Raw genomic sequence first — 22906 nt, 5'->3', positions numbered from 1 at the left:
GGATTGACCGACGCGGAAATCGACGCGCTGCGCAGAGAGGGGATCATATGAACGATGTGTCAGATTGGTGGGCAACATCCATCATCGATATGGAACCTGGCCGGATCGACCTGCGCGGAGAGCCGATTCAAAACCTGATCGGACGCCTGGGTTTCGCGGAGATGATCTGGTTCATGGTACGCGGCGACCACCCATCAAAAGCGCAGGCCCAATTGTTCGAAGCCGCGCTGGTCGCGGCAGTCGACCACGGTCCGCAGGCCCCATCGATTGCGACCGCGCGCATGGCGGTGACCTGTGGCCTGCCTCTCAACAACGCGATGGCGAGCGCCGTGAACATGTTGGGCGACATTCATGGAGGGGCTGGCGAGCAAACCGTGGAACTCTACCACTTTGTGGGCCTTTACCCTGGCACTTTGGAGCAGGCAATCAATGCGAGGATCGAAAGCCACGGAAAGATACTTCCGGGTTTTGGTCACAGGTTTCACACACCCACAGACCCTCGTGCGCCGCGCCTGATGGAACTGGTCGCCGAAGCGGTGAAAACCGGTGCTTGCGATGGGCAGGTCATGCGCATTGCGCAGCAGATCGAGGCAGAGCTTGCGCGGCGTAAGGGTAAACCCGTCCCGATGAACATCGATGGCGCAACCGCAGTTATTTATGCCGAGCTTGGGTTTGCGCCACCATTGGCGCGCGGCCTTTTCTGCCTGTCCCGATCAGTGGGTATTCTGGCACATGCCTGGGAGCAGATGCAGCAAGGTGGTCGCAACAAAGGGCCGACCCCACCCTCGTATCGCTGGACGTACCAGCCGGGCTAAGCACTTTTCCGATGGGATCGATTTGTCAACAGATCTGCGGCAGCACGGGCAATAACCAGCTCTTCGTTTGTCGGAATAACCATGGCCACCACACGGGACAGATTTGTCGAGATTATCCGATCATTGTCCGCGTTGGCATCGGGATCCAGTTCAATCCCCAGCCACCCCATTCCGGAACATACCCTGTCGCGTACAAGACGCGAGTTTTCTCCGATACCACCAGTGAAGATCAGGGCATCAATACCGCCCAATATTGCGGCCATTGCCCCAAGTTCGCGGCGGATGCGGAAAGTGAAATAGCTGATGGCCTGTCGGCTTTCACGGGTATCTGCTTTTTCAAGAGTGCGCATGTCGCTTGAAAGTCCGGACAGACCCAGCAAACCTGATTTGCGAAACAGAAGGTCGGAAATCTCTGAGGCGCTCAACCCTTCCTGATCCATCAGATACAACAAAACACCTGGATCGAGCTGACCGCAACGTGATCCCATCGGCAGCCCGTCCAACGACGAAAACCCCATGGTCGAACCGACGGATCGCCCCCCGATCATGGCACACATCGACGCACCGTTACCCAAATGCGCGACCACAACCCGCCCCGCGTGCAAAAGTGGCGCGGTTTTGGCCAAATGGTCCGAGATGTACTCATAACTAAGCCCGTGAAAACCATAGCGGCGGACGCCTTTGTCGTAATACTCGCGCGGCAGGGCGAATACGTCGTTCTCCCAGGGGTGATTGCGATGAAAGGCCGTGTCAAAACAGGCAATCTGGGCGGCATTTGGAAAGCGTTCCATAGCTGCCTTGACGCCAGCCAGGTTGTGCGGCTGGTGCAGAGGTGCATACGGAGAGAGCTTGTCCAACTCCTCCAAAGCAGCGGCGGTCAACGGCAATGGCGTATCGATCTCAGGTCCGCCGTGAACAATACGATGCCCAACCGCGGTGACCTCGCAACTGGGGAAGGCACGTGACAACAGGTTCAGTACCCAGTCCAGGGCGGCGGCATGATCGTGAATATCTCCTGCCGTGCCATTCGCCAGAACTCCGCCGCCAGATGACCGCGCCTTGACGGTTGGCTCAGGCTCGCCGATCCGTTCGACCACACCGGTGCACACCATGATTGGATCGTCTTCTGTCAGTTCGAACAGGCCGAACTTCATCGAAGACGATCCGGCATTCAGTGTCACGACATGTGTCATGCATACCCTCTGGTTTACGAAAAGGTGAAGCTCAGGAAGTTTACAGATCCGCATTGGGCCAAGGTTGTGCTTCAGACGTTATACAAGAGACTACGAACCAGCCCACCGCGACAACCCCGGTCTTTTCGAACTTTCAAGAAAGAAAAGATCTATTAGCACAGCCGTTTCTGTAGCGCCAACATCACCTTCATTCCGGTCGTCCCAGTCGTAATCATGGATTGAACCACGTGCAAGATACTAAGCTGACGCCCCTCAAAACGCGGTTTCAAGAAGGCAGCGCACTTCATCACGCGTCGTTTTGCGATCACGCGCGACGATGTCCGCCGCCACTTTGTTTTCGCATGGTCAACCCAATGCGCTTTCTCGGGACATCAACATCGACAACACGTACTTTAACCACCTGCCCGGTCTTAACCACGTCATGCGGATCTTTGACAAACCGGTCCGCCAGCTGGCTGACATGAACAAGCCCATCCTGATGCACACCGATATCCACAAAAGCGCCAAAAGCCGCGACGTTGGTGACTGTGCCTTCCAAAACCATTCCGGGTTTCAGATCGGTGATTTCTTCGATACCATCGGTGAATGATGCGGTGACGAAACTGGGTCTGGGGTCGCGTCCGGGCTTTTCAAGTTCGGCAAAGATGTCCCGAACCGTCGGCAGGCCGAAATCCTGAGTTACAAATTGTTCCGCCCGCAACCCCTTTAAAGCGCCATTATGGCCCATGATGTTTCGGATATCACGGCCGCAGGCGGCAACAACCCGGCGCGCAACGTCATAGGCTTCGGGGTGTACCGAAGACGCATCCAGCGGCTCGGAACCGTCCCTGATGCGCAGGAAGCCGGCGCATTGTTCGAACGCGCGCGGTCCAAGGCGGGCGACGGACAGCAAATCCTTCCGCGATAGGAAGGGCCCATTCAGATCGCGGTGGGTGACAATCGCTTCGGCTTGCGCTGGCCCCAGACCTGATACGCGTGACAGCAAAGGGGCGGACGCTGTGTTCAGATCGACCCCGACAGCATTCACCACATCCTCGATCGCGGAATCCAGCGACTGTGACAGGCGATGCTGATCCACATCATGCTGATACTGGCCGACACCAATGGATTTCGGTTCGATTTTTACAAGCTCGGCCAAAGGGTCCTGCAATCGGCGCGCAATCGAGACCGCACCACGTAGCGAGACATCCAGATCCGGAAACTCGCGCGCAGCCAGTTCAGAGGCGGAATAGACCGAAGCCCCAGCTTCTGACACCACCACTTTTGTTGGTGCTTTCACCTTCTTGGGTAGTAGCGCAAGAGTGTCTGCAACCAATTTTTCGGTTTCACGGCTGGCAGTCCCGTTCCCGATTGCGATCAGTTCGATCTGATGAGCAGATATCAGATTGAGGATACTGGCCTGTGCACCACGCAAATCATTCTTCGGCTGAAATGGGTACAAGGTGTCAGTGGCAACGACCTTGCCGGTCGCATCAACGACAGCAGCCTTTACGCCCGTACGAATGCCCGGATCCAGACCCAATGTCGCCTTGGCACCTGCCGGCGCGGCAAACAGCAGGTCCTTGAGGTTTCGCGAGAAGACCTGAATGGCTTCGTCCTGCGCCCGGCTGCGCAGATCGGCCATCAGTTCGACCATCATGGACAGCGAAAGCTTTACCCGCCATGTCCAGCCCGCGACTTTGCGCAACCATGCGTCTGCCGGCCCCGTGCCACGTGTCTGTAGATGAGCGGCAACAATCGTCTCGGCCCGCGCGGCACCAAATTCCGGTTCAGGCGCGATATCCAGCGTGACGATGCCCTCTTTGGATGCCCGCAGCATCGCCAATGCCCGATGCGACGGCACGTCTGCCCACAATTCGGCATGGTCAAAGTAGTCGCTGAACTTTGCGCCGTCCTTTTCCTTGCCTTCGATGACCTTTGCGCTGATCAGAGCCTCGCGCTGCATGAAGCTGCGCAATTCGCCCAGCAGTGCGGCGTTTTCCGTCAGCCGTTCGGTCAAAATGTCCCGCGCGCCGTTCAAAGCATCCCGGGTGGTTGTTACTGCCTCGGTAAGGTATGCCGCAGCCAATGTTTCAGGGTCGCAGTTGCGGTCCGCCAGAATAGCGTCAACTAAAGATTCAAGCCCATTTTCGCGCGCAATCATAGCCTTGGTGCGCCGTTTTGGCTTGTATGGCAGATAAATGTCTTCCAACTGCGCTTTGGTTTCGGCACGTGCTATGGATTGGCTCAGATCTTCTGTCAGTTTGCCCTGATCCTTGATCGAGTTCAGGATGGTCTCACGCCGCGCTTCAAGCTCGCGCAGATAGGTCAGCCGCTCGGACAGCAGACGCAACTGGGTGTCGTCCAATCCTCCGGTTGCTTCTTTTCGATACCGGGCGACAAAAGGCACGGTTGCTCCGTCGTCCAGTAGCTTGATCGCGGCACCGACCTGCTCGGATCGTGCATTAATCTCGGTGGCGATGGTGCGGGCGATACGGTCCAATGGGGCCTCCTGAAACGACGCTGGAAGAACTTCTTAACCAGCTGTTTCGGCAAGGGGAAGACCCTTGGTTCAATCTGAACCGGTCACAGATTGACGCCGCTCAGTTGCGGCGTGCAATCGACGATTCCAGCGTTGAGCGCAGTAGTTGCGCATCTAGCGGTTTGTAGAGCAAAGGCAGATTGGCGCGCTTGCAACGCTCGGCCAGTTCAGGTGATCGGTTGGCCGAGATAATGCAGCCGGGCAGAGGGCCAAACTCGTGCGTCAGGGCATGTATCGCGTCAACACCGGTTCTATCGTGATTTAACTGAAAATCGGCAACTATTGCGTCAGGCAGAATGTCAATTTCACGAAGTAGATTGATTGCTTCGTCTTCGCTTTCGCTCTCCAGAACCTCTACCCCCCAGGATTCGATGGTCATGGTCAGTGCACTACGGAGGTTTTCATCATTCTCAATCAACAATACGACCGTGTTACCAAGGACCTTGGAGCCCGGATCGCGGGCCGCAGGGGCGCTGCTGCAAATGGTCTGCTCTTCCTGCGCCAACGGCACTTCGACCGAGAATCCAGTTCCTTTGCCTACTTCGGAATACAGCAGGATTGGATGTTGCAACAGCCCACAGGCGCGCTCCACGATTGCAAGGCCCAATCCCATACCCTCTGCGGCGCTGGCATCAGAATGCAGGCGCTGAAATTCCTGAAAGACGAGGTCTCTTTGGTCTGACGCGATACCGATACCTGTATCCCAGACCTGCAAGGCAATTGCGCCTTTGCGACGCCGCACACCGACCAGAACCTTTCCGACCTCGGTATACCTGATCGCGTTCGAAAGCAGGTTCTGCAAAATCCGACGCAAATAGCTGGCGTCGCTGGTCACGCGCGCGTTCGTGTCAACAAAAGACAGCTCAAGCCCTTTTGCCTGCGCCACCGGGCGAAACGCATCTTCCATCTGCGAAAACAGCGTACTCACTGTTATGGTCGACAAATGCGCGGTGGCCCGCCCTGAATCAAGTTTCGAGATATCCAGCAGCGCTTCCAGAATGTGTTCAACACTGTTCAGCGCACTTTCAGCCTTTCCTGCAACGGTTCTTGCGTCGTCTTTGTCCAGACCGCTGCCCAGCGATGCAACATAAAGCTTTGCCGCTGACAGAGGTTGCAACAGGTCGTGACTGGCCGCTGCCACAAATCGCGACTTGGATGCGTTTGCACGCTCGGCCTCGTTCAAAGCGTCAGCCAGTTCCATCGTGCGCGATGTTACGCGCTGTTCCAGCAATTCTTTGGCCTCATATAAGGCCTGGGCGGATTTTCGTTCTGCGGTTACATCGGTGAAGGATATCACAAAACCGCGGTCGGGCATTTCCTGCGCAAAAACAGAAAGTATCTTCGACCTTCCACGGTGCATCTGAAATTGCAGAGGACGGCGATAGGTTTGCCGCGTCACCCAGTTCAGAAGATCGGCTTCCGTTACCCCCTTCTGGAACCTGATGTTCGCGCCAAGGCGATTGGACAGCGATTCAAACCGGGTTCCCGTCTGAAACTGTGCGATTGGAATGGCCAGCAACTCGCTAGCGCGGTTGTTCCACCCGATCAGACGGTGTTTGTTGTCAAAAATGCAAACGCCCTGTTCAATATGTTCAAGCGTTGCGCGGATCAGCCTGGCCTTGTCATCCAGTATCCGGTCACGCTCCCGCCGTTCGATCCGCATGATATCGGTCACATCGGTTTGCAGAATAACAGTGCCGCCATCCGGCGTGCGGTGTTCGGACACTTGTGACCACCGATTGCCAACAAGCCGGACGTTGAACACCACATGATCGTCCGTGTGCCGATCCAGGCGGCTTTTGGCCCAGTCTGTCGATGTCATTGTTTCAGGCAGGGACAGAAACCCTGATCGGCTGACCAGTTCGACATATTCGGCAAAGCTCAATCCCGGGCTCAGCCGCTCCTGAATGTCGGGCATATGCAGACCAAAACGGCTGTTACACAGCACCAGTTTTTCGTCGCGATTGAAAAGGGCAAACCCCTCTTGCACCGTTTCGATTGCATTGGCCAGGTCAGCGCGTGCGGCTTCTGTGTCCTTGTTCGCCTGTGCCAATCTGGCATTGGAATCGTTCAGCAGTTCAAGGGCACGTTCCAGATCATTCGTCCGGGCGCGGACCTCTTGTTCAAGCACGGCCGCACGCTGAAACTGCGCATAAGCTGCGCCTGACGCATCGGTGGATTCTTCTACCCGACGCATCAGCGCTTCGGCGATCTTGCGAAGTTTCTCGTTCTGGCGGTCAACCGAGTCCGACGGGTCAGTAAGATGCTCGATCATGCGTTACTCTTTCTCGGGCGGATAAATCGCAACACCCGTCAGAGTTTGGTTCACATGGATAGAGTTGTACTGCTCTCCGTAAGTTGAAAATCCGACAACGTGATTGCGGGCCAGAATGTCCGAGATTTCGCGTGTCTTTTGCTTTTCCTGCGCTTCCAGTCGGCGGAGAATGCAATCACAGCCCAGAATTGTGTCGGGTTGCCGTTTCTCGGTCAGAAGGCCGATTTCTTCCTCAAGGTGCTCTACCATGTCCCTTGGTTCGGCCAGCGTCAGCACAAGCCCTTCATCAATGGCCGAGAAAAAGACAAGGTCCCCGTTGCCCGCCACCTGCTGAATGGCGCGGACGTGATGCTGCCCACCAATCTGCACAACAACGGGGTGCGCCGCAAAGGTGAATGTCGTCAGTTGTTCCGGATCCTTGCCAAGGATACGGGCGTACTCGCGGGCGGCGGGCTCGGCATTGATCTCCTGAACGATGCGTTTTGCCGGATCCGCCTTGGTTACGACCATACGCCGGGTCGTTGGAACCAGATGATCCGTTTTGAACACCTTGATCGGGCACCGCGTACGAACCTGAGTCAGTATGGCAGCATTGCTCAGTGCCTTGCCCTGATGCAGCACATAGGTACGCCCGAACCGGGTTCCATCACCGGCCGATCCGCCAAACAATGGCACCGGCCCCAAGCCGACGGCCAACTCGGAGGTCAACGCATCCTCTTTGGTCGACAATCCGTCGATCATCAGGAACGTAAACTCATGGCTCCAGTCGGGCGCCGTGACCATCATGGCATTTCGGTTGTGGATCATCTCGTTGATGATGCTTTCCGCCTCAAAATCGTTCAGATCGGAAACTAGGACCGTACGCGTGTCGAAATGGGATTGCGGGAGGCCGATTGCGACGATCTGGTCTTCGCAATAACCGCTATCCGCAAGTTCTCCGGCGGTGGTGCAGCCAACCACCGGCGTAGGCGCAAACACCTGCTCGGCTTTGGCAATGACCGCAGCGGCGTCCGCGTTCGGACTGACGAACAATATCACCAGCGCAAGTGGCTCAGCCCCGATTTGACGTTCGAGCACCCCAAGCGCCTGCCCGGTGTCGTAACGCACGAAAGCCGTTTTGACGATGCCTGTTGCACCGGTCCGGGCTGTCGCCCACCCGACTGCTTGGTCCATCGAGCCTCCTCCCTAAAGCGCGACGATGTGGTGAGAGTATGACGCTTAGCCTTGGTCTTGCAAGACGCTGGCAAACGAAGCTTTCTTTGCAATCAGAACGGCTTGCGTCCGGCTTTGCACACCCAGTTTCCGCATGATTGCCGTGACATGCGCTTTGACCGTGGGTTCCGCAATGGACAGGTCATAGGCAATCTGCTTGTTCAGTTTACCTTCGCAGATCAGTTGCAGGATGCGGGCTTGCTGATTTGTCAGTGTCGCAAGCCGATTGACCGCGTCGGCGTGTTCATCCTCTTCAACATTGATCAGAACGCATCCTTCGGGCACAAAAACTTTGCCGGAATGCACTGTCTCGAATGCCAGGCGAAACACATCGCGTTGGCTATGCTTGGGTACATAACCCGATGCACCCGCCTGAATCACCTGACTGACAACGCGATTATCCGTCATCGAGGACACCACAATAACCGGGGCATTCGCAGCAGCCTTCAGACGGACAAGGCCGTCCAGCCCTTCCACATCCGGCAGGTTGAGGTCCAGCATGACCGCGTCCGGTTTCAGCCCCCCTGATAGAAGTTCCATCGCGCCTTCCAGTCGGTCTGCGGTATGGATTTCGCCGATCTGCGCCACGCTTTGCAAGGTCATCGACAGCGCGTCGCAAAACAGGGGGTGGTCATCGACGATCAGCACTTTCTCGAAGCCAGACCTTACAACGGAGTCAGCAAGCATTTGGTATTGCCTTTTTTCAATCAGATTGTCCCCAGCTTACCCAATCCTAACAACGAAAGTAATCTGCGCCTACTGGCCCAAAGTCGTACATAAGACCGGCTCGGCGTCACCTACACCCAAGGTCTAATAGGCAGGGCGAAAAACACCACGTAGCGTAAGAAAAAACACCTGGAGAAGAGAAATGGAGCTTAGCGACAGCCGCGTCATCGCCGCGCCGCGATCCAAGGTCTGGGATGCGCTTTTGTCGGTTGAGGTTCTGAAAGAATGCGTTCCGGGATGTCAGGAAATGACGGGCTCGGTCGATGACGGGTTCGAAGCGACGGTGGTGCAGAAAGTTGGCCCCGTCAAAGCGACCTTCAAAGGGGCCGTTACCCTTTCTGATATCGTAACGCTTGAAAGCGTGAAGCTCTCGGGTGAAGGTAAGGGTGGGGCTGCGGGTTTTGCCAAGGGTGCGGCCGATGTCAGTTTGTCTGATGTGCCCGAAGGTACTCTGCTGACCTATACCGTCGACGCACGTGTCGGTGGCAAGCTGGCCCAGCTTGGCAGCCGGGTCATTGATGGAGTCGCCAGAAAAATGGCCGACCGGTTCTTTGAAAACTTTCAGAACGCGGTCGAACCGGAAAAAACGCCCGACCCGGAAACCTCGGATCAGGTTCAAGCCGAACCTTCGGCCGAAGATGAAGAAGGCGAAGCAAAAAAAGGTTGGTTCAAGCGCGTATTGGGCGGTTGAACCGTTGGAATTCAGGGAGGAGAAAGTCATGAAAATTTCCATGACCGTGAACGGCAAGGCCGTAAGCGGCGAGGTCGAGGGCCGGACATTACTGTCCGGCTTTCTGCGCGAGCAACTGTCATTGACGGGCACGCATGTCGGCTGTGATACGGCCCAGTGCGGCGCTTGCGTTGTACATGTGAATGGTCAGGCCGTGAAGTCGTGCAATATGCTGGCGGTCGAAGCTGACGGCGCTGATGTTGGCACCATCGAAGGTCAGGCAAATGCGGACGGTTCGCTGAACGTGATCCAGCAAGCCTTTCAGGATCATCACGGCCTTCAATGCGGGTTCTGTACTCCGGGTATGGTGATGAGCGCCGCAGCGCTGCTGAAAGACAACCCGCGCCCATCTGAGGCCGAAATCCGGAAATACCTGGAAGGCAACCTGTGCCGCTGCACAGGGTACCACAATATCGTCAAGGCGATCATGGCCGCCTCTGGCCAGGACGTCGGCAGTATCGCCGCGGAATGATGCCGCTGCGGGCGTAAATGTTGCGCCCGTGGGACAAGTGAAGGGTGCAACAGCATCCGTTTATGGGAGGAGAACAAGCAATGCCCAAAGACAGTGGCATCGGAGCCAGCTCCAAGCGGCGCGAGGACGTCCGCTTTCTGACCGGAGCAGGCAACTACACCGACGACATCAATGTACGTGGCCAGGCTTACGTATATTTCCTGCGGTCCGACATCGCGCATGGGCGGATCAATTCCGTGGATACATCAACGGCCGAGGGTATGCCCGGCGTGGTCAGGATATTCACCGGCAAAGACTTTGAAGGCGTGGGCGGAATGCCCTGTGGCTGGGAAGTGACCGACAAGCACGGCGCACCGATGCAGGAACCGCCACATCCCATTCTAGCACAGGGCAAGGTGCGCCACGTGGGCGATCCCATTGCCGCCGTGGTGGCTGACAGTCTGGAACAGGCCCGTGACGCGGTTGAGGCTATTGATCTGGATATCGAGGAACTGCCCGCCGTGATCGACATGAAATCCGCCGCGCAGGAAGGCGCGACGCTGGTTCATGACGATCTGAAAAACAACATCTGCTACGACTGGCAGCTGGGTGAGGCCGACGACGCAAAGGTGAACGACGTCTTTACCAACGCGGCGCACGTTACCAAGCTGGATCTGGTGAACAACCGGCTGGTCGCCAACCCGATGGAACCGCGCGTGGCCGTGGCGGAATACAGCCGGGGCACGGATGAATATACGCTCTATACCACTTCGCAGAACCCGCATGTCATCCGCTTGTTGATGTGCGCCTTCGTTCTGGGTTTGCCGGAACATAAAGTCCGCGTCGTGGCCCCGGATGTGGGTGGTGGATTTGGCACCAAGATATTCCACTATGCGGAAGAAGCGTTCTGCACCTTTGCCGCCAAAGCCTGCAACCGCCCAGTCAAGTGGACCGCCAGCCGGTCCGAGGCGTTCATGTCGGATGCGCAGGGTCGTGACCATGTCAGCACGATTGAACTGGCTCTGGATGCGGATAACAACTTTATCGGGCTGCGGACCAACACCTATGCCAATCTGGGCGCTTATCTTTCGACCTTCTCCAGCTCGGTGCCGACATGGCTGCACGGGACGCTGATGGCAGGCAACTATAAGACCCCGGTCATTCAGGTAAATGTGAAGGCGATGTTTACAAACACGGTGCCGGTGGACGCCTATCGCGGCGCTGGCCGCCCCGAAGCAACCTTCCAGCTGGAGCGTGTCATCGACAAGGCCGCCCGCGAGTTGGGTGTGGATCCGATCGCCCTGCGTCGCCAGAACTTTGTCACGCAGTTCCCCTATGACACGCCAGTGGCGCTGACTTACGACACCGGGGACTACAACGGGACAATGGACAAGCTTGAGGCTGCTGCCGATCTGGCAGGCTTTGCCGCCCGCCGTGCAAAAAGCGAGGCCAACGGCAAGCTGCGGGGCCTGGGTGTCAACTGCTATATCGAGGCCTGCGGTATCGCGCCGTCGAACATCGTTGGCATGCTGGGGGCCCGGGCGGGTCTTTATGATGCCGCGACCGTTCGGGTTAATGCCACCGGTTCGATCAGCGTCATGGTCGGCGCGCACAGCCATGGTCAGGGGCATGAGACGGCCTTCCCGCAGGTTGTGGCCGACATGATCGGCATCGACGAGTCGATGGTCGAGATCGTGCATGGTGACACCTCGAAGATCCCGTTTGGCATGGGCACCTATGGCTCACGCTCGCTGGCGGTTTGTGGATCGGCGATGGTCAAGGCGACCGAAAAAGTGATCGACAAGGCCAAGAAGATCGCCGCCCACCTGTTGGAAGCGTCCGAGGCGGATATCGAGCTGAAGGACGGTCAGTTCAGTGTTGCGGGGACCGACAAGTCGGTGGCATGGGGGGAAGTGACCCTCACGGCTTATGTCCCGCACAACTATCCGCTGGAAGTTGAACCGGGACTGGAAGAAACCGCGTTTTATGACCCGGCCAACTTTACTTTCCCGGCAGGGGCTTATGCATGTGAGGTCGAGGTTGATCCGGACACAGGTCAGGTCACGATTGAGAAGTTCACGGCTGCGGATGACTTCGGCAATATCGTCAATCCGATGATCGTTGATGGACAAGTGCATGGCGGTATTGGTCAGGGCATCGGTCAGGCCTTGCTTGAAAACTGTGCCTATGACGAGAATGGCCAACTGCTGAGCGCGTCCTTCATGGACTACGCGATGCCACGCGCTGATGACGTCCCGTTCTACAGCGTCGATCATTCAAGCCAGACGCCCTGTACACACAATCCGCTTGGTGTGAAGGGTTGCGGCGAGGCCGGAGCGATCGGTTCGCCGCCGGCGGTGGTCAACGCGGTTCTGGACGCACTGAACTCGGGCGGAAAGGCTGTTGATCATATCGACATGCCGATGAGCCCGTCACGCGTTTGGACGGCGATGCATGGTTGAGAGGTTGGGGAGCGAGGGGCCAGCCCCTCGCGCTCCCCGGGATATTTATAGCCAGATGAAGGGCGGATCAGCGCCTTTCGGAAAGGAAGAACGAAATGTACAATTTCGAGTTTGAGAAGCCCTCGACCATTGCTGACGCGGTTGCAGCATTGGCAGCAGAGGATGCGCAAGCGTTGGGAGGTGGGCAAACCCTGATCCCGACATTGAAACAGCGATTGGCGGCACCGTCCAAACTGGTGTCGATGGGCGGCATAGCAGAGATGCAAGGCGTCTGCGTTGATGATGACGGCTCGGTCTCAGTTGGGGGTGCAACACCCCACGCTGTCGTTGCTCGCGACGTTGCGGGGTCTTATCCCGCGCTGGCGGCATTGGCTGGACAAATTGGCGACCCGGCAGTGCGCAATCGTGGAACCATCGGTGGTTCGGTTGCAAACAATGACCCGGCAGCCTGTTATCCGGCGGGCGTGCTGGGATCGGGCGCAACCGTGGTGACCAACGCGCGTAAAATTGCGGCAGATGACTTTTTTCAAGGCATGTTCACGACAGCCCTGGAAGAAGGAGAGATCATCACTTCGATCCGCTTTCCGGTTCCGCAGGCGGCAAGCTATCAGAAATTCCTGCAGCCAGCGTCGCGGTTTGCACTTGTTGGGGTCTATCTGGCCCGTTTCACGGACGGCGTGCGCGTGGCGGTGACCGGGGCAAGTGAGGACGGCGTCTTCCGTTGGAGCGAAGCCGAGCAGGCGCTGAACAAGGAGTTCCGCCCGGACGCCTTGATGGACCTTCGGATTAACCCTGCCAACATGATCGCTGATTTACATGGCAGCAAGGAATACCGGGCGCATCTTGTGTCGGTCATGACCAAACGCGCCGTTGAAGCCTGCATGTAGGAATTTCACGAAATGATGCTCAAAAGCCCCGGTTTTTACCGGGGCTTTTTCGTTGAGATATGGTTTTGGTGTCTCGCCACAGTCGGGCTGGCCAGCACCTTTTCGTTGTTTGAGGGTCGTGGCCAGTGTCTACGCAAAAAAAATCAGGCCGCCCAATTCCAGACGGCCTGATCACGTCATAAGCTAAGCATTTGCTTATTCGGCGGCTTGTGCACCTGTAGCGGCATGTTTGTCACGCTGACTGTCTCGGAACAAAGCTTTGGCCAATGCAATACACATCAAACCCATTACAGCAGTAAAGGGCAGTGCTCCGATGATCATTGCGTTTCGCAAAGCATCCATCGGGTTGTTTTCGCCCGCTGCGAGGACCAGCGCGCCAATCACAGCCGTCAGGATGACACCCCAGATGATGCGGTGCTTGATGCCCGTCTCCTGGCTGCCGCCCGACATGATGGTGTTCATCACCAGAATGCCCGAGTCTGCCGACGTGACGAGGAATGTCATGATCAGGATCACGCACATCACGTTCAGCAATGACAACAGACCTCCGTCAATCATGTAAGACAGGGTCACGAACAGCTTGTTGGTGTTTGATGCTCCGACGATCGCACCTTCTGCAGCGCCTGCCAGTTCCAGGTCGATCGCGGTGCCGCCCAAAACCGTCATCCAAGCAAAGCACACCAACGCCGGAGCGAACACGCAACCCACGATGAACTCGCGGACAGACCGTCCTTTCGAAATACGGGCAAGGAACAAGCCCACAAAGGGCGAGAACGCGATCCACCAGGCCCAGTAGAACGTGGTCCAGCCCGACTGCCAGCCGAACTGACGCCCCTGCTCACCCGCCGCATAAACGGCCGCCAGCGTTGCTTCATCCAACTCGGCTGCTGCCCCTTCCAGGCCGCTCTTGAAACCGTCAAAGCTGCCCCACGCATTGGTAGCTCCGCCCATCAGATCATTGGCATGGGCTTGTGCTTCGGCGGGCAGAGCCGCAGCGAAGGCTTCAACTGACAGTGGACCATAGGCGTTAAAGCTGAGCGACAGGATATGCAGAATATAGTCGACCATTGCTGTGCCATAAGTGGTCATGGCAAAGACGAACGAGCCGAAGACGATAAATGTGCCCAACAGGATGATCGACAATACGAGGTTCAGGTTCGACAGGTATTTAACACCACGACCAACGCCTGATACGGCCGAAATAATCGACAGACTCATGATGATGACCAGACCGGCGATCAGACCCACTTTGCTTGGGGTTGGAACTTCGCCACCCAGATCCATGACCCATTCCATACCGGTGATGGCATAAAGCCCGTCGATGAATTGGCTGACACCATAGCCGATGGTGACAGAAACACCGAGGATCGTTGCAACAACGCCCAAAACGTCAACCACATGGCCGAAGAAGCCATTGACGAAGCGGCCAAACAGGGGCGTCAGCGCCGAGCGGATGGTGAGAGGCATGTCGCGGGTATAAGCGTAATATGCCAGCGACAACCCGGTAACCACATAGATGGCCCAAGCGTGAAACCCGTAGTGCAAGAAGGTATATCGGTAAGCCGACTGCAGTGCTTCGGGTGTATTTCCCACGACCGCCTCGGACACGACTTCGGGGTTCGAACCCCACAGCCCCAACGGTTCTGCGGTTGCAAAAACCATCAGACCAACACCCAGGCCGGCGCCGAACATCATGGAGAACCATGAGAAGTTCGAAAACTCGGGCTTTTCACCGGGTGTTCCCATCACACGGCGACCCGTGGATGGAATAGCGGCGACAACGGCCAGAAAAACGAGGAACAACCCGACAATGACAATGTAGAAGCTGTTGAAAAGCTCAAGCAACCGCCCGTTCAGGCTGCCAAGCGTACCGTTTGCGTTTGCTGGGAAGATCAGTGCCCACAAAACCAGCGCGACCATGATGGACTTGCTGATCAGGGCAATTGGGACGCTGTAATTTTCGTAAAAACCGGCATCCGCCGTCTTTATCTCAACGTCCGTGAATGGATCGGGTATCGACATATTGCGTTTTCCTCCGTGTGTTCGCCATTTCTTGTTCTTCTGATTTCGGCTTGGGGTGCACCGCGCGGGGCGGCGAAAATAACATGCCCAATGCACCAAACGATCAGCGAGTTGACTGCAACTCAGCTGAGATTTACGGGGAAGACCACACACCATGTGGGATCGCCCACCGCTCTTTTCCTCCCGGATTGTTCTCGCTTGCAAAAGCTGTTGGCTCGAAGTGGCAAGTCTGTCTGCCGTTGAATCTGGTTGCAGCTTCGCAAGAAGTGGTTGCGCCCTTCAATTCGGGGAAACCTATGACAGAGGTTAGGGCAGCTCACCCAAGATTCCGACACATATGCAACTTGAAACGACGCTCACGGTTACTCGAAACAGGTGTTAGCGAGAACAAGTAAAGGGCATGAATGTGGCTCCTTCTACAGTTTCAATACCAGTTTACCCGACTTGGCCCGCGAAACGCATGTGCACAGGAACTCATGCGTTTCCTGCTCTTGCGGGGTAAGTATACCGTCGCGATGATCGACTTCGCCGGAAACGACATCCACGATACATGTTCCGCAAAGCCCTTCGGAGCAGCCGAAATCAACCTGCACACCATTGGATTGCAAAACCTCCAGAATGGATTGGTCCTTGCCAACGGGATAGATCGCACCAGTCGACTGGATCTCGATCTGGAAATCGGCGTTCGGGGCATGTTCAATGTCCGACGCGGCGGCGAACCGTTCAAAGTGTATCGCGCCGCCGCGCAGCAAGGCACCAGCCTCCAGTACCGCATTCAGCATCGGTTCAGGGCCGCAGGTATATACGTCTGCGCCCATCGGCATCGATTGCATGACAGATCTCAGATCGAACACCCCGTCTGTGTTATCACAATGCAAATGATACCATTCATCAAGTCCAAGCGCCCGGAATTGTGCATCCATCGCCGCGTATTCTTTTGATCGAACAAGATAATAGACACGAAAATCCTGCCCTCGGTTCAGCAGCTCACGTGCCATTGCAACCAGTGGAGTGGCCCCGATGCCGCCAGCGATCAAAGTGACGTGCCGATCATGGCTTTCAAGTTTGAAGTGGTTGCGGGGGCCGCCGATTTCCACGGTCGCGCCCTCTTGCAGGTCATGCATCGCCAGTGACCCGCCTCGCCCCTTGTCTTCGCGTTTGACGGCCACGTTGATCAGGCGTCCATCCTGGCTCCAGCTCCACAGCGAGTATTGCCGTATCAGACCGTCTTCAAGATGGATGTCCACATGCGCTCCGGGCTCGAGGCTGGTGAAGCGCCCGCTTTCGATCTCGAAACAGAAGTCAGAGGTGTCGGGGCTGAGCGGCGTTTTTCGCACAAGGCGGGCGACTTGAGTATCCATCACTTGTCCTGTTCGGTCTCACGTGGCGTACATTCTGCGTCGTTCAGCAAACAACAGGAAAAAAGATAGATTTCAATTGCAAAATTTCTAACATTCGGGTGAATTGAGCTCACCCAGAGTTCAAAAGCCGACAAACCTCCATGTCTCGACGCCACTACAACCTTCCCCCTCTTACGACTTTATCGGCCTTTGAAGCCGCCGCTCGGCATCTCAGCTTCAAGGAAGCCGCGAGTGAGCTTTCCGTGACGCCGGGTGCCGTCAGTCATCAGATTAAGGCGCTGGAAGGTGAGCTGGGCGCGGCACTTTTTGTCCGAAAGCACCGCGGTGTGGAACTGACCGAGGATGGGCAAGACCTGTTTGAGGCACTCGGCGCTTCGTTCAGGCAGATTTCAAAGGTACTTGAAAAGATTCGCAGCAACGATGTCGAGAACCACGTAACCGTTGGGTCAACCACTGCCGTCGCCGCACTTTGGCTGTCGCCGTCTGTCATCCGGTTCTGGCAAGATTATCCGCACGTGAAAGTGAACCAGATGGCGCAGGACAAGGCGTTCACGGACCGGCCGGATATCGACTTGTTCATCCGCTATGGCCGGGACGCGAACGCGCAACTCACGCACACGAAACTGTATCGCGATATCCTGACACCCGTTTGCAGCCCCCAGATGGCCGCGGACCTTAAAGGGGCCAGCCTTGAAGACCTCGTGCAGCGGCGGCTGATCCATCTTGAAACGCAGGACAGTACCTGGACGACCTGGTCATCCTGGTTCCACGACCTCGGGTTTTCTGGGGTTGTTCCCGTGGAATCGCGGGTGAACAGCTATGCGCTTGCCCTTCAGGTGGCGCGTAAAGGGGCGGGTCTTGCGCTGGGGTGGAAACGTCTGGTCCAGCCCATGCTCGCATCAGGGAAACTCGTCGCATTAGAGGAATTCAGCCTGCCCGCCCCGGATAATTTCTATCTTGTCGGTCGTCCGGACGATCAGCTTTCGGAAGGGGCGCTGGCTCTCAAGAATTGGTTGCTTAACGAACTGTCTGAAGGTTCGGTTTAGCCTGCCTCAATTTGCCATTAGGTTTTTTAGTATTGAACGTGGGCGGCCTCGGCCGCCAATGGATGCAGCGATAAACTCATTCAAATCACTCAGGAGTGGCCGATGAACAAGCACGCACCGCTTTCGTCTGTTCTGACACCGGTAAACACCGCAAAGGGTCTGCCGAACGAGCATTATATTGATCCCGCAGTTTTTGCCGAAGAACGGGATGCGGTCTTGTTTGCGAACTGGTCCGGCATCGGCTTTGGCAAAGACATTCCAGAGGCGGGAGATGCGTATCCGATCGATTTCCTGGGTGTGCCGCTGTTGATGGTACGCGATCGCGACGGTCAGATCGGCGTGTTCCAGAACACCTGTCGCCACCGCGGCATGATTTTGGTCGACAAGCCGCAAAAAATCCGCGGCGCGATCCGCTGCCCCTATCACAGCTGGTGCTATGGCTTGAATGGTGAACTGCGGACTGCCCCTCATGTCGGGGGCCCTGGGCAAAACACCCATGAGGATCTAGATTTCGCCGAGTTGGGCCTTATCCGCATCCGCTCGTATGTCTGGCGGGATGTTGTCTTTGTCAATGTCAGCGGCGATGCTCCGGAATTCGAAAATGTCCATGGCGAGTTGATGGAACGCTGGAAAGAATTCGATCAACCAATGTATCACGGTGGCGCTGGCGCATCGGTTTATCTTGAGTTGAACTCGAACTGGAAACTGGCTGTTGAAAACTACTGCGAAAGCTATCACCTGCCTTGGGTTCACCCCGGCCTGAACAGCTATTCGCGTCTGGAAGATCACTACAACATCAACGAACTGGGCAAGTATTCGGGTCAGGGCACCTATGTCTACCGCCAGTTCGAGGGTCACGATGGCGAAAAGCTGGATGATTTCGAGAACCTGAGTGAGCAGTGGACTGACGGCGCGGAATATATCGTCGTTTACCCGAATACCCTGCTGGGTGTTCAGCGTGACCACGGCTTTGCTTTCCTCATCGATCCGATCACGCATGAGCGTTCGAACGAACGGATTGAGCTCTACTACGCCAAAAAACCCGAAGACGCGCCCGAACACGAAGCACTGCGTGCCAAGAACGCGCAACTGTGGAAGACGGTGTTCGAGGAAGACGTCTTTGTGGTTGAAGGCATGCAGAAAGGCCGTCACGGCGTGAAATTCGATGGCGGTCGTTTCTCGCCCGCGATGGACGGCCCGACCCATTGTTTTCACCATTGGGTGGCCACGCAGATCGAAAAAGCCCGCGCTGAAGCGTAAGCAATCCTGAAAAGTCGATCTGGTCAGGCCTGACTGACCAGATCGCGGGTCGGTTGCAAACACTATAGACGGGACGGCGTTGCCGTCTTTTCTTTAGTATTGGGCAGCCGGTGTGAATTCACCGAAAGGGTCACAGTGGATCTGGACGAACTCGACAAACAACTCTTGCGGGCCCATGCGGAAAAAGATGTACCCGCATTGATCCGGCTGTATCACCAAGCGGCGATTCTGGCCGAAGAGCGCCAGCATCATGAAGCCTCGTGTTTCTACCTGACCCACGCATTTGTGTTTGCGTTGGAATATGGCGCGCCGGAAGCAGATGAGTTGAACCTAAAGCTGTTTGAACGTGGCCGCGCACACCGATTGACGTTCTGACGAATTCGTTTGCTTAAGCGTATTGCGCCGTCAGGCATTCTCCAAATTTGAGTTTAGCTGACTTCATTCGATCTCGAATTTTGTCGACATTGTCGATGGGCCAGTCTTCATGGAAGAACAAGCGCGAACGAAAACGCGCGAGATAGCCAAAATGCGAAACGAAGCTCAGGCCGTGGTCATCGGCGGAGGAGTGATCGGGTGCTCGATCCTGTATCATTTGACCAAACTGGGATGGTCCGATGTAGTTCTGTTGGAGCGGGACGAGCTGACCTCGGGGTCAACATGGCACGCAGCCGCCAACATTCACGGATTGCACGACAGTACCAATATCAGCCGCATCCAGCATTACACGATGAGCCTGTATAAAGCGCTGGAAGCTGAAACCGGTCAAAGCTGCGGCGTATTCCAGCCCGGCTCGCTATACCTGGCCCAGACAGAAGAGCGCGAACATCAGCTGAAGCTACAGGCCGCAAAGGCCAGACTGTATGGCATGAACTTCTATGAGATCAGCATCGAAGAAGCCCAAAAGCTGAACCCGCTGGTCAATTACGACGGCATCCGTTGCGTGATGTTCGAACCCGATGGCGGCAATGTGGACCCGTCGGGTGTGACCAACGCCTATGCGGTCGGCGCACGTCAACGCGGGGCGCAGATTCACCGTTTCACGCCGGTCACTGCAACCGAGCAGCAGGAGGATGGCAGCTGGATCGTCAGAACGCCAAAAGGTGACATCAGGACACGCTGGGTGGTGAACGCAGCGGGCCTGTGGGGGCGCGAGGTTGCGGCACTGGCCGGAATCGAACTGCCGCTGCAACCTACAGAGCACCAGTATTTCGTAACCGAATCCATGGCTGATGTGAAAAGCCACGGCACCCGTCTGCCATCTGTATCAGACCGGGATGGCGAGTATTACCTGCGTCAGGAAGGCAACGGCCTGCTGGTCGGCGCTTATGAGAAAGATATGAGGTTCTGGGCCGAAGAAGGCACGCCGCTGGATTTTGCCCACGACCTGTTCCCTGATGATCTGGAGCGGATCGAAGAGAACATGATGAACGCCATCGAACGCTTGCCTGCGGTTGGTGAAGCCGGGATCAAGCGTGTCATCAACGGCCCGATGATCTGGTCACCGGATTCAAATGTTCTGATGGGGCCGGTGCCTGAGGTCGACGGCTATTTCTGCTGCAACGGTATCATCCCCGGCTTCTCGCAATCGGGCGGCATGGGCCTGATGGCGGCGCAGTGGATCATCGAGGGTGAAACGGAATACGATATGTTCGCCTGGGATTTGGCGCGTTTTGACAACTGGGCCACCAAGGCGTTCACTAAAGCGCGCGTGGCAGATCAGTACAGTCATCGGTTCGCGATCCATTTCCCCAATGAAGAACGCAGCGCCGGTCGTCCGGCACGGGTTCGCCCGATCTACGAGGCGCAGAAGGCCATGGGTGCGGTTTTCGGCCTGAACGCCGGTTGGGAACATCCGCTGTGGTTTGCCGCAACGCCCGGCACCAAAGATACCAATGGCTTTACCCGTCAGAACTGGTGGGGACCGGTGGGTGAGGAATGCAGGATGTTGCGCGACCGTGCCGGGATCATCGATATCTCGAACTTCGCCAAGTATCTCTGCAAGGGTCCGGGTGCGGCAGACTGGTTGAACGCCGTCTTTGCCAATACCATGCCCAAAACCGTCGGCAGATCCTGCCTGACCCCGCTGATCTCGAAACGCGGCGGTATTGCAGGCGACTTTACAGTTACCCGCGTAGCTGATGACGAGTTCTGGGTGATTGGCTCGGGCATGGCAGAGCGGTATCACAAGCGCTTCTTCAAACAGGTTCCGCTGCCTGAGGGAACCACTTTCGAAAGCAAAACCGAAACGATGTGCGGCTTTAACGTGGCCGGCCCTAGGTCCCGCGACATCCTGCAACTTCTGACCAACACATCGCTCGCAACCGAAGATTTCCCGTTCATGCGGTCCGCCAAGATTGAGCTGGCGGGAGTTCAGGTTCTTGCCCTGCGCGTCTCCTTTACTGGCGACCTGGGGTGGGAGCTGCATTGCGCCACCCAAGATCAAGCACGACTGTACAATGCCTTGATTGAGGCAGGCAAAGAGTTCGGGGCTGGCCCTGTTGGCAGCCGGGCACTGATGTCTATGCGGGTCGAAAAGGGCTATGGGTCTTGGAGCCGCGAATACAGCCCGGAGTACTGGCCGCATGAAGTGGGTCTTGATCGCCTCTGCAAATTCGAAAAGGACTTCCTCAACAAAGCGGCTGCGCAGAAAGTGTTGCAGAACCCGGCCCGGGAACACCTGGTGGTTCTACACCTGAACGAAGCGGATGTGACAGCATCTAACGCGGATGCAACAGGTGGTGAGCCGATCTTCAAGAACGGTGAAGGGATCGGCCGAGTGACCTCGGGCACCTATGGCTACACTGTCGGAATGTCGTTGGCCTTGGGATATGTAAAAAACGCCCAGCCAGGTGATGAGGTCGAGGTTATGGTTCTGGGGCGACCGCACAGGGCCACGATCCTGCATGAACCGCCCTTTGATGCCGCGGGAAAAGCGCTTAGGGCTTAAAACCGCAATAGCTCAAGGCCTTGTCCTTCGGGGTATTCCGTCACCTCTGCCGGGATGATCGCCAATCCATCCGCTTGTGCAAGCAAAGCAACACGACCACTGTAGGACGGTTCCATCAGACGCAATCGGGGCCGTCCGTCCGGTGTGTGACCGTCAATCTGAACCGGGCGATATTCCTGACGGCCCGCGGTGCGGTGCAAGGGTTCCGACAGAACTGCCTGTACGGCTGCCTGCGGGGTGTGGTGCAGACCGGCGCGGCGCGCCATCATCTGCGATCCGATTATCTGCCAGGTCACAAAAGCAGAAACCGGGTTACCTGGAAGGCCGATGTAAAGTGCACCGCCACGCCGACCAAACATGATCGGCTTGCCCGGTTTCATTGCGACTTTCATCACATCCGTCACGCCACCGATCTCAGTGAACAGACGCGGCATATGATCCTCATCGCCGACAGAAACACCACCGGTCGTGATGATCAGGTCAGAGGTTTCAGTCGCGTCCAGCAAGACCTGTTTCAAAAGCGCGGGGTCATCTTCAACCGGCCCCCGGTCCGTGAGTTCAATCCAGGGCTTCTGCAACAGCGCAAGCAGCATGTAACGGTTCGAGTTATAGATCTGCCCCGGGCCAAGGGGCTCACCCGGTTGGCGCAACTCACTGCCGGTTGAAAAGATCGCAACCTTCAGCTTGCGGAGAACCACGACCTCGCCATACCCGGCGGATGCAAGGGCTGCCACCTCGCGCGGGCCAATCTCGCAGCCGCGCCGCAGGATCGACGCTCCGGCATGAAGGTCTTCACCGGCACGCCGGATATGTTGCCCGGGCTTTGGACGGCGGCTGAAGCGAATTTGCCCCTCTACAACATCACAATCTTCCTGCATGACGATGGCGTCGTAATCAGAAGGAACAGGCGCTCCGGTAAAAATCCTCACCGCGCTGCCGACAGGTGCAGCATGAGACCCGCTGTCCCCCGCCGCGATGCGACCCTCCACCGGCATCTG

17 protein-coding genes are annotated in these 22906 nt (G+C 56.8%); 9 read left to right on the top strand and 8 right to left on the bottom strand.

Features of this window, described 5'->3' with window-relative positions:
• Positions 1 to 47 precede the first annotated feature (47 nt).
• The gene (locus AC2FNC_RS15810) at positions 48 to 815 is read left to right on the top strand and encodes a citryl-CoA lyase (protein WP_480555355.1); all 768 of its coding nucleotides are present in this window, start codon (positions 48 to 50) and stop codon (positions 813 to 815) included.
• Here AC2FNC_RS15810 and AC2FNC_RS15805 read toward each other — a convergent pair.
• The 5 genes from AC2FNC_RS15805 to AC2FNC_RS15785 all read right to left on the bottom strand — a co-directional run bounded on the left by AC2FNC_RS15805 (position 812) and on the right by AC2FNC_RS15785 (position 8703).
• Positions 812 to 2008, bottom strand: coding sequence for an acetate/propionate family kinase (locus AC2FNC_RS15805; protein ID WP_480520532.1), 1197 nt, complete (start codon positions 2006 to 2008; stop codon positions 812 to 814). The genes AC2FNC_RS15810 and AC2FNC_RS15805 overlap by 4 nt on opposite strands.
• A 304-nt stretch (positions 2009 to 2312) precedes the next feature.
• Positions 2313 to 4490, bottom strand: coding sequence for a Tex family protein (locus AC2FNC_RS15800; RefSeq protein WP_496715859.1), 2178 nt, complete (start codon positions 4488 to 4490; stop codon positions 2313 to 2315).
• 100 nt (positions 4491 to 4590) lie between these two features.
• A complete protein-coding gene (locus AC2FNC_RS15795) occupies positions 4591 to 6804 on the bottom strand; it encodes a hybrid sensor histidine kinase/response regulator (protein ID WP_496715858.1) in 2214 nt (737 codons plus the stop codon).
• Between the two features lie 3 nt (positions 6805 to 6807).
• The gene (locus AC2FNC_RS15790) at positions 6808 to 7977 is read right to left on the bottom strand and encodes an FIST N-terminal domain-containing protein (RefSeq protein ID WP_480520526.1); all 1170 of its coding nucleotides are present in this window, start codon (positions 7975 to 7977) and stop codon (positions 6808 to 6810) included.
• 45 nt (positions 7978 to 8022) lie between these two features.
• Positions 8023 to 8703 carry a response regulator gene (locus tag AC2FNC_RS15785; protein ID WP_480484332.1) on the bottom strand — a complete coding sequence of 227 codons (681 nt, stop codon included), beginning with the start codon at positions 8701 to 8703 and terminating at the stop codon, positions 8023 to 8025.
• Positions 8704 to 8884: 181 nt separating this feature from the next.
• Between AC2FNC_RS15785 and AC2FNC_RS15780 the strand changes: the two genes are divergently transcribed.
• From AC2FNC_RS15780 to AC2FNC_RS15765, 4 genes are all read left to right on the top strand, one after another.
• Positions 8885 to 9433: an SRPBCC family protein gene (locus tag AC2FNC_RS15780; RefSeq protein WP_480520524.1), complete on the top strand. Its 549-nt coding sequence runs from the start codon at positions 8885 to 8887 to the stop codon at positions 9431 to 9433.
• Between the two features lie 28 nt (positions 9434 to 9461).
• Positions 9462 to 9944 carry a (2Fe-2S)-binding protein gene (locus AC2FNC_RS15775; protein ID WP_209507073.1) on the top strand — a complete coding sequence of 161 codons (483 nt, stop codon included), beginning with the start codon at positions 9462 to 9464 and terminating at the stop codon, positions 9942 to 9944.
• A gap of 80 nt (positions 9945 to 10024) precedes the next feature.
• Positions 10025 to 12385: a xanthine dehydrogenase family protein molybdopterin-binding subunit gene (locus AC2FNC_RS15770; protein WP_496715856.1), complete on the top strand. Its 2361-nt coding sequence runs from the start codon at positions 10025 to 10027 to the stop codon at positions 12383 to 12385.
• Positions 12386 to 12480: 95 nt separating this feature from the next.
• Positions 12481 to 13272 (top strand): FAD binding domain-containing protein, encoded by a 792-nt coding sequence (locus tag AC2FNC_RS15765; RefSeq protein WP_480623149.1) that lies wholly within the window; start codon positions 12481 to 12483, stop codon positions 13270 to 13272.
• A 195-nt stretch (positions 13273 to 13467) separates the two neighbouring features.
• Here AC2FNC_RS15765 and AC2FNC_RS15760 read toward each other — a convergent pair whose 3' ends face one another.
• Entirely contained in the window at positions 13468 to 15294 is a 1827-nt protein-coding gene (locus AC2FNC_RS15760; RefSeq protein ID WP_480606824.1) for a BCCT family transporter, read from the bottom strand.
• A gap of 416 nt (positions 15295 to 15710) precedes the next feature.
• Complete coding sequence (locus tag AC2FNC_RS15755; protein WP_496715854.1) at positions 15711 to 16655, bottom strand: PDR/VanB family oxidoreductase; 945 nt, start codon at positions 16653 to 16655, stop codon at positions 15711 to 15713.
• Positions 16656 to 16795: 140 nt separating this feature from the next.
• On the opposite strand from AC2FNC_RS15755, the gene AC2FNC_RS15750 reads away from it, so the two are divergent.
• The 4 genes from AC2FNC_RS15750 to AC2FNC_RS15735 all read left to right on the top strand — a co-directional run bounded on the left by AC2FNC_RS15750 (position 16796) and on the right by AC2FNC_RS15735 (position 21908).
• Positions 16796 to 17701, top strand: a complete 906-nt coding sequence (locus AC2FNC_RS15750) for a LysR substrate-binding domain-containing protein (protein WP_496715853.1) — start codon at positions 16796 to 16798, stop codon at positions 17699 to 17701.
• Between the two features lie 102 nt (positions 17702 to 17803).
• Positions 17804 to 18961 (top strand): aromatic ring-hydroxylating oxygenase subunit alpha, encoded by a 1158-nt coding sequence (locus tag AC2FNC_RS15745; RefSeq protein ID WP_480477339.1) that lies wholly within the window; start codon positions 17804 to 17806, stop codon positions 18959 to 18961.
• A 135-nt stretch (positions 18962 to 19096) separates the two neighbouring features.
• Positions 19097 to 19336 carry a hypothetical protein gene (locus AC2FNC_RS15740; RefSeq protein ID WP_209597175.1) on the top strand — a complete coding sequence of 80 codons (240 nt, stop codon included), beginning with the start codon at positions 19097 to 19099 and terminating at the stop codon, positions 19334 to 19336.
• A 151-nt stretch (positions 19337 to 19487) separates the two neighbouring features.
• Entirely contained in the window at positions 19488 to 21908 is a 2421-nt protein-coding gene (locus AC2FNC_RS15735; protein ID WP_496715851.1) for a GcvT family protein, read from the top strand.
• Here the strand turns inward: AC2FNC_RS15735 and AC2FNC_RS15730 are convergent.
• Positions 21905 to 22906: molybdopterin molybdotransferase MoeA (locus AC2FNC_RS15730; RefSeq protein WP_496715849.1), on the bottom strand; the 1002-nt coding region annotated here is incomplete at its 5' end. The two genes, AC2FNC_RS15735 and AC2FNC_RS15730, sit on opposite strands and share 4 nt — an antisense overlap.

This window comes from Ruegeria sp. BHSA123 (assembly GCF_059613425.1).
This window is presented reverse-complemented; position numbering and strand designations above follow the sequence as displayed.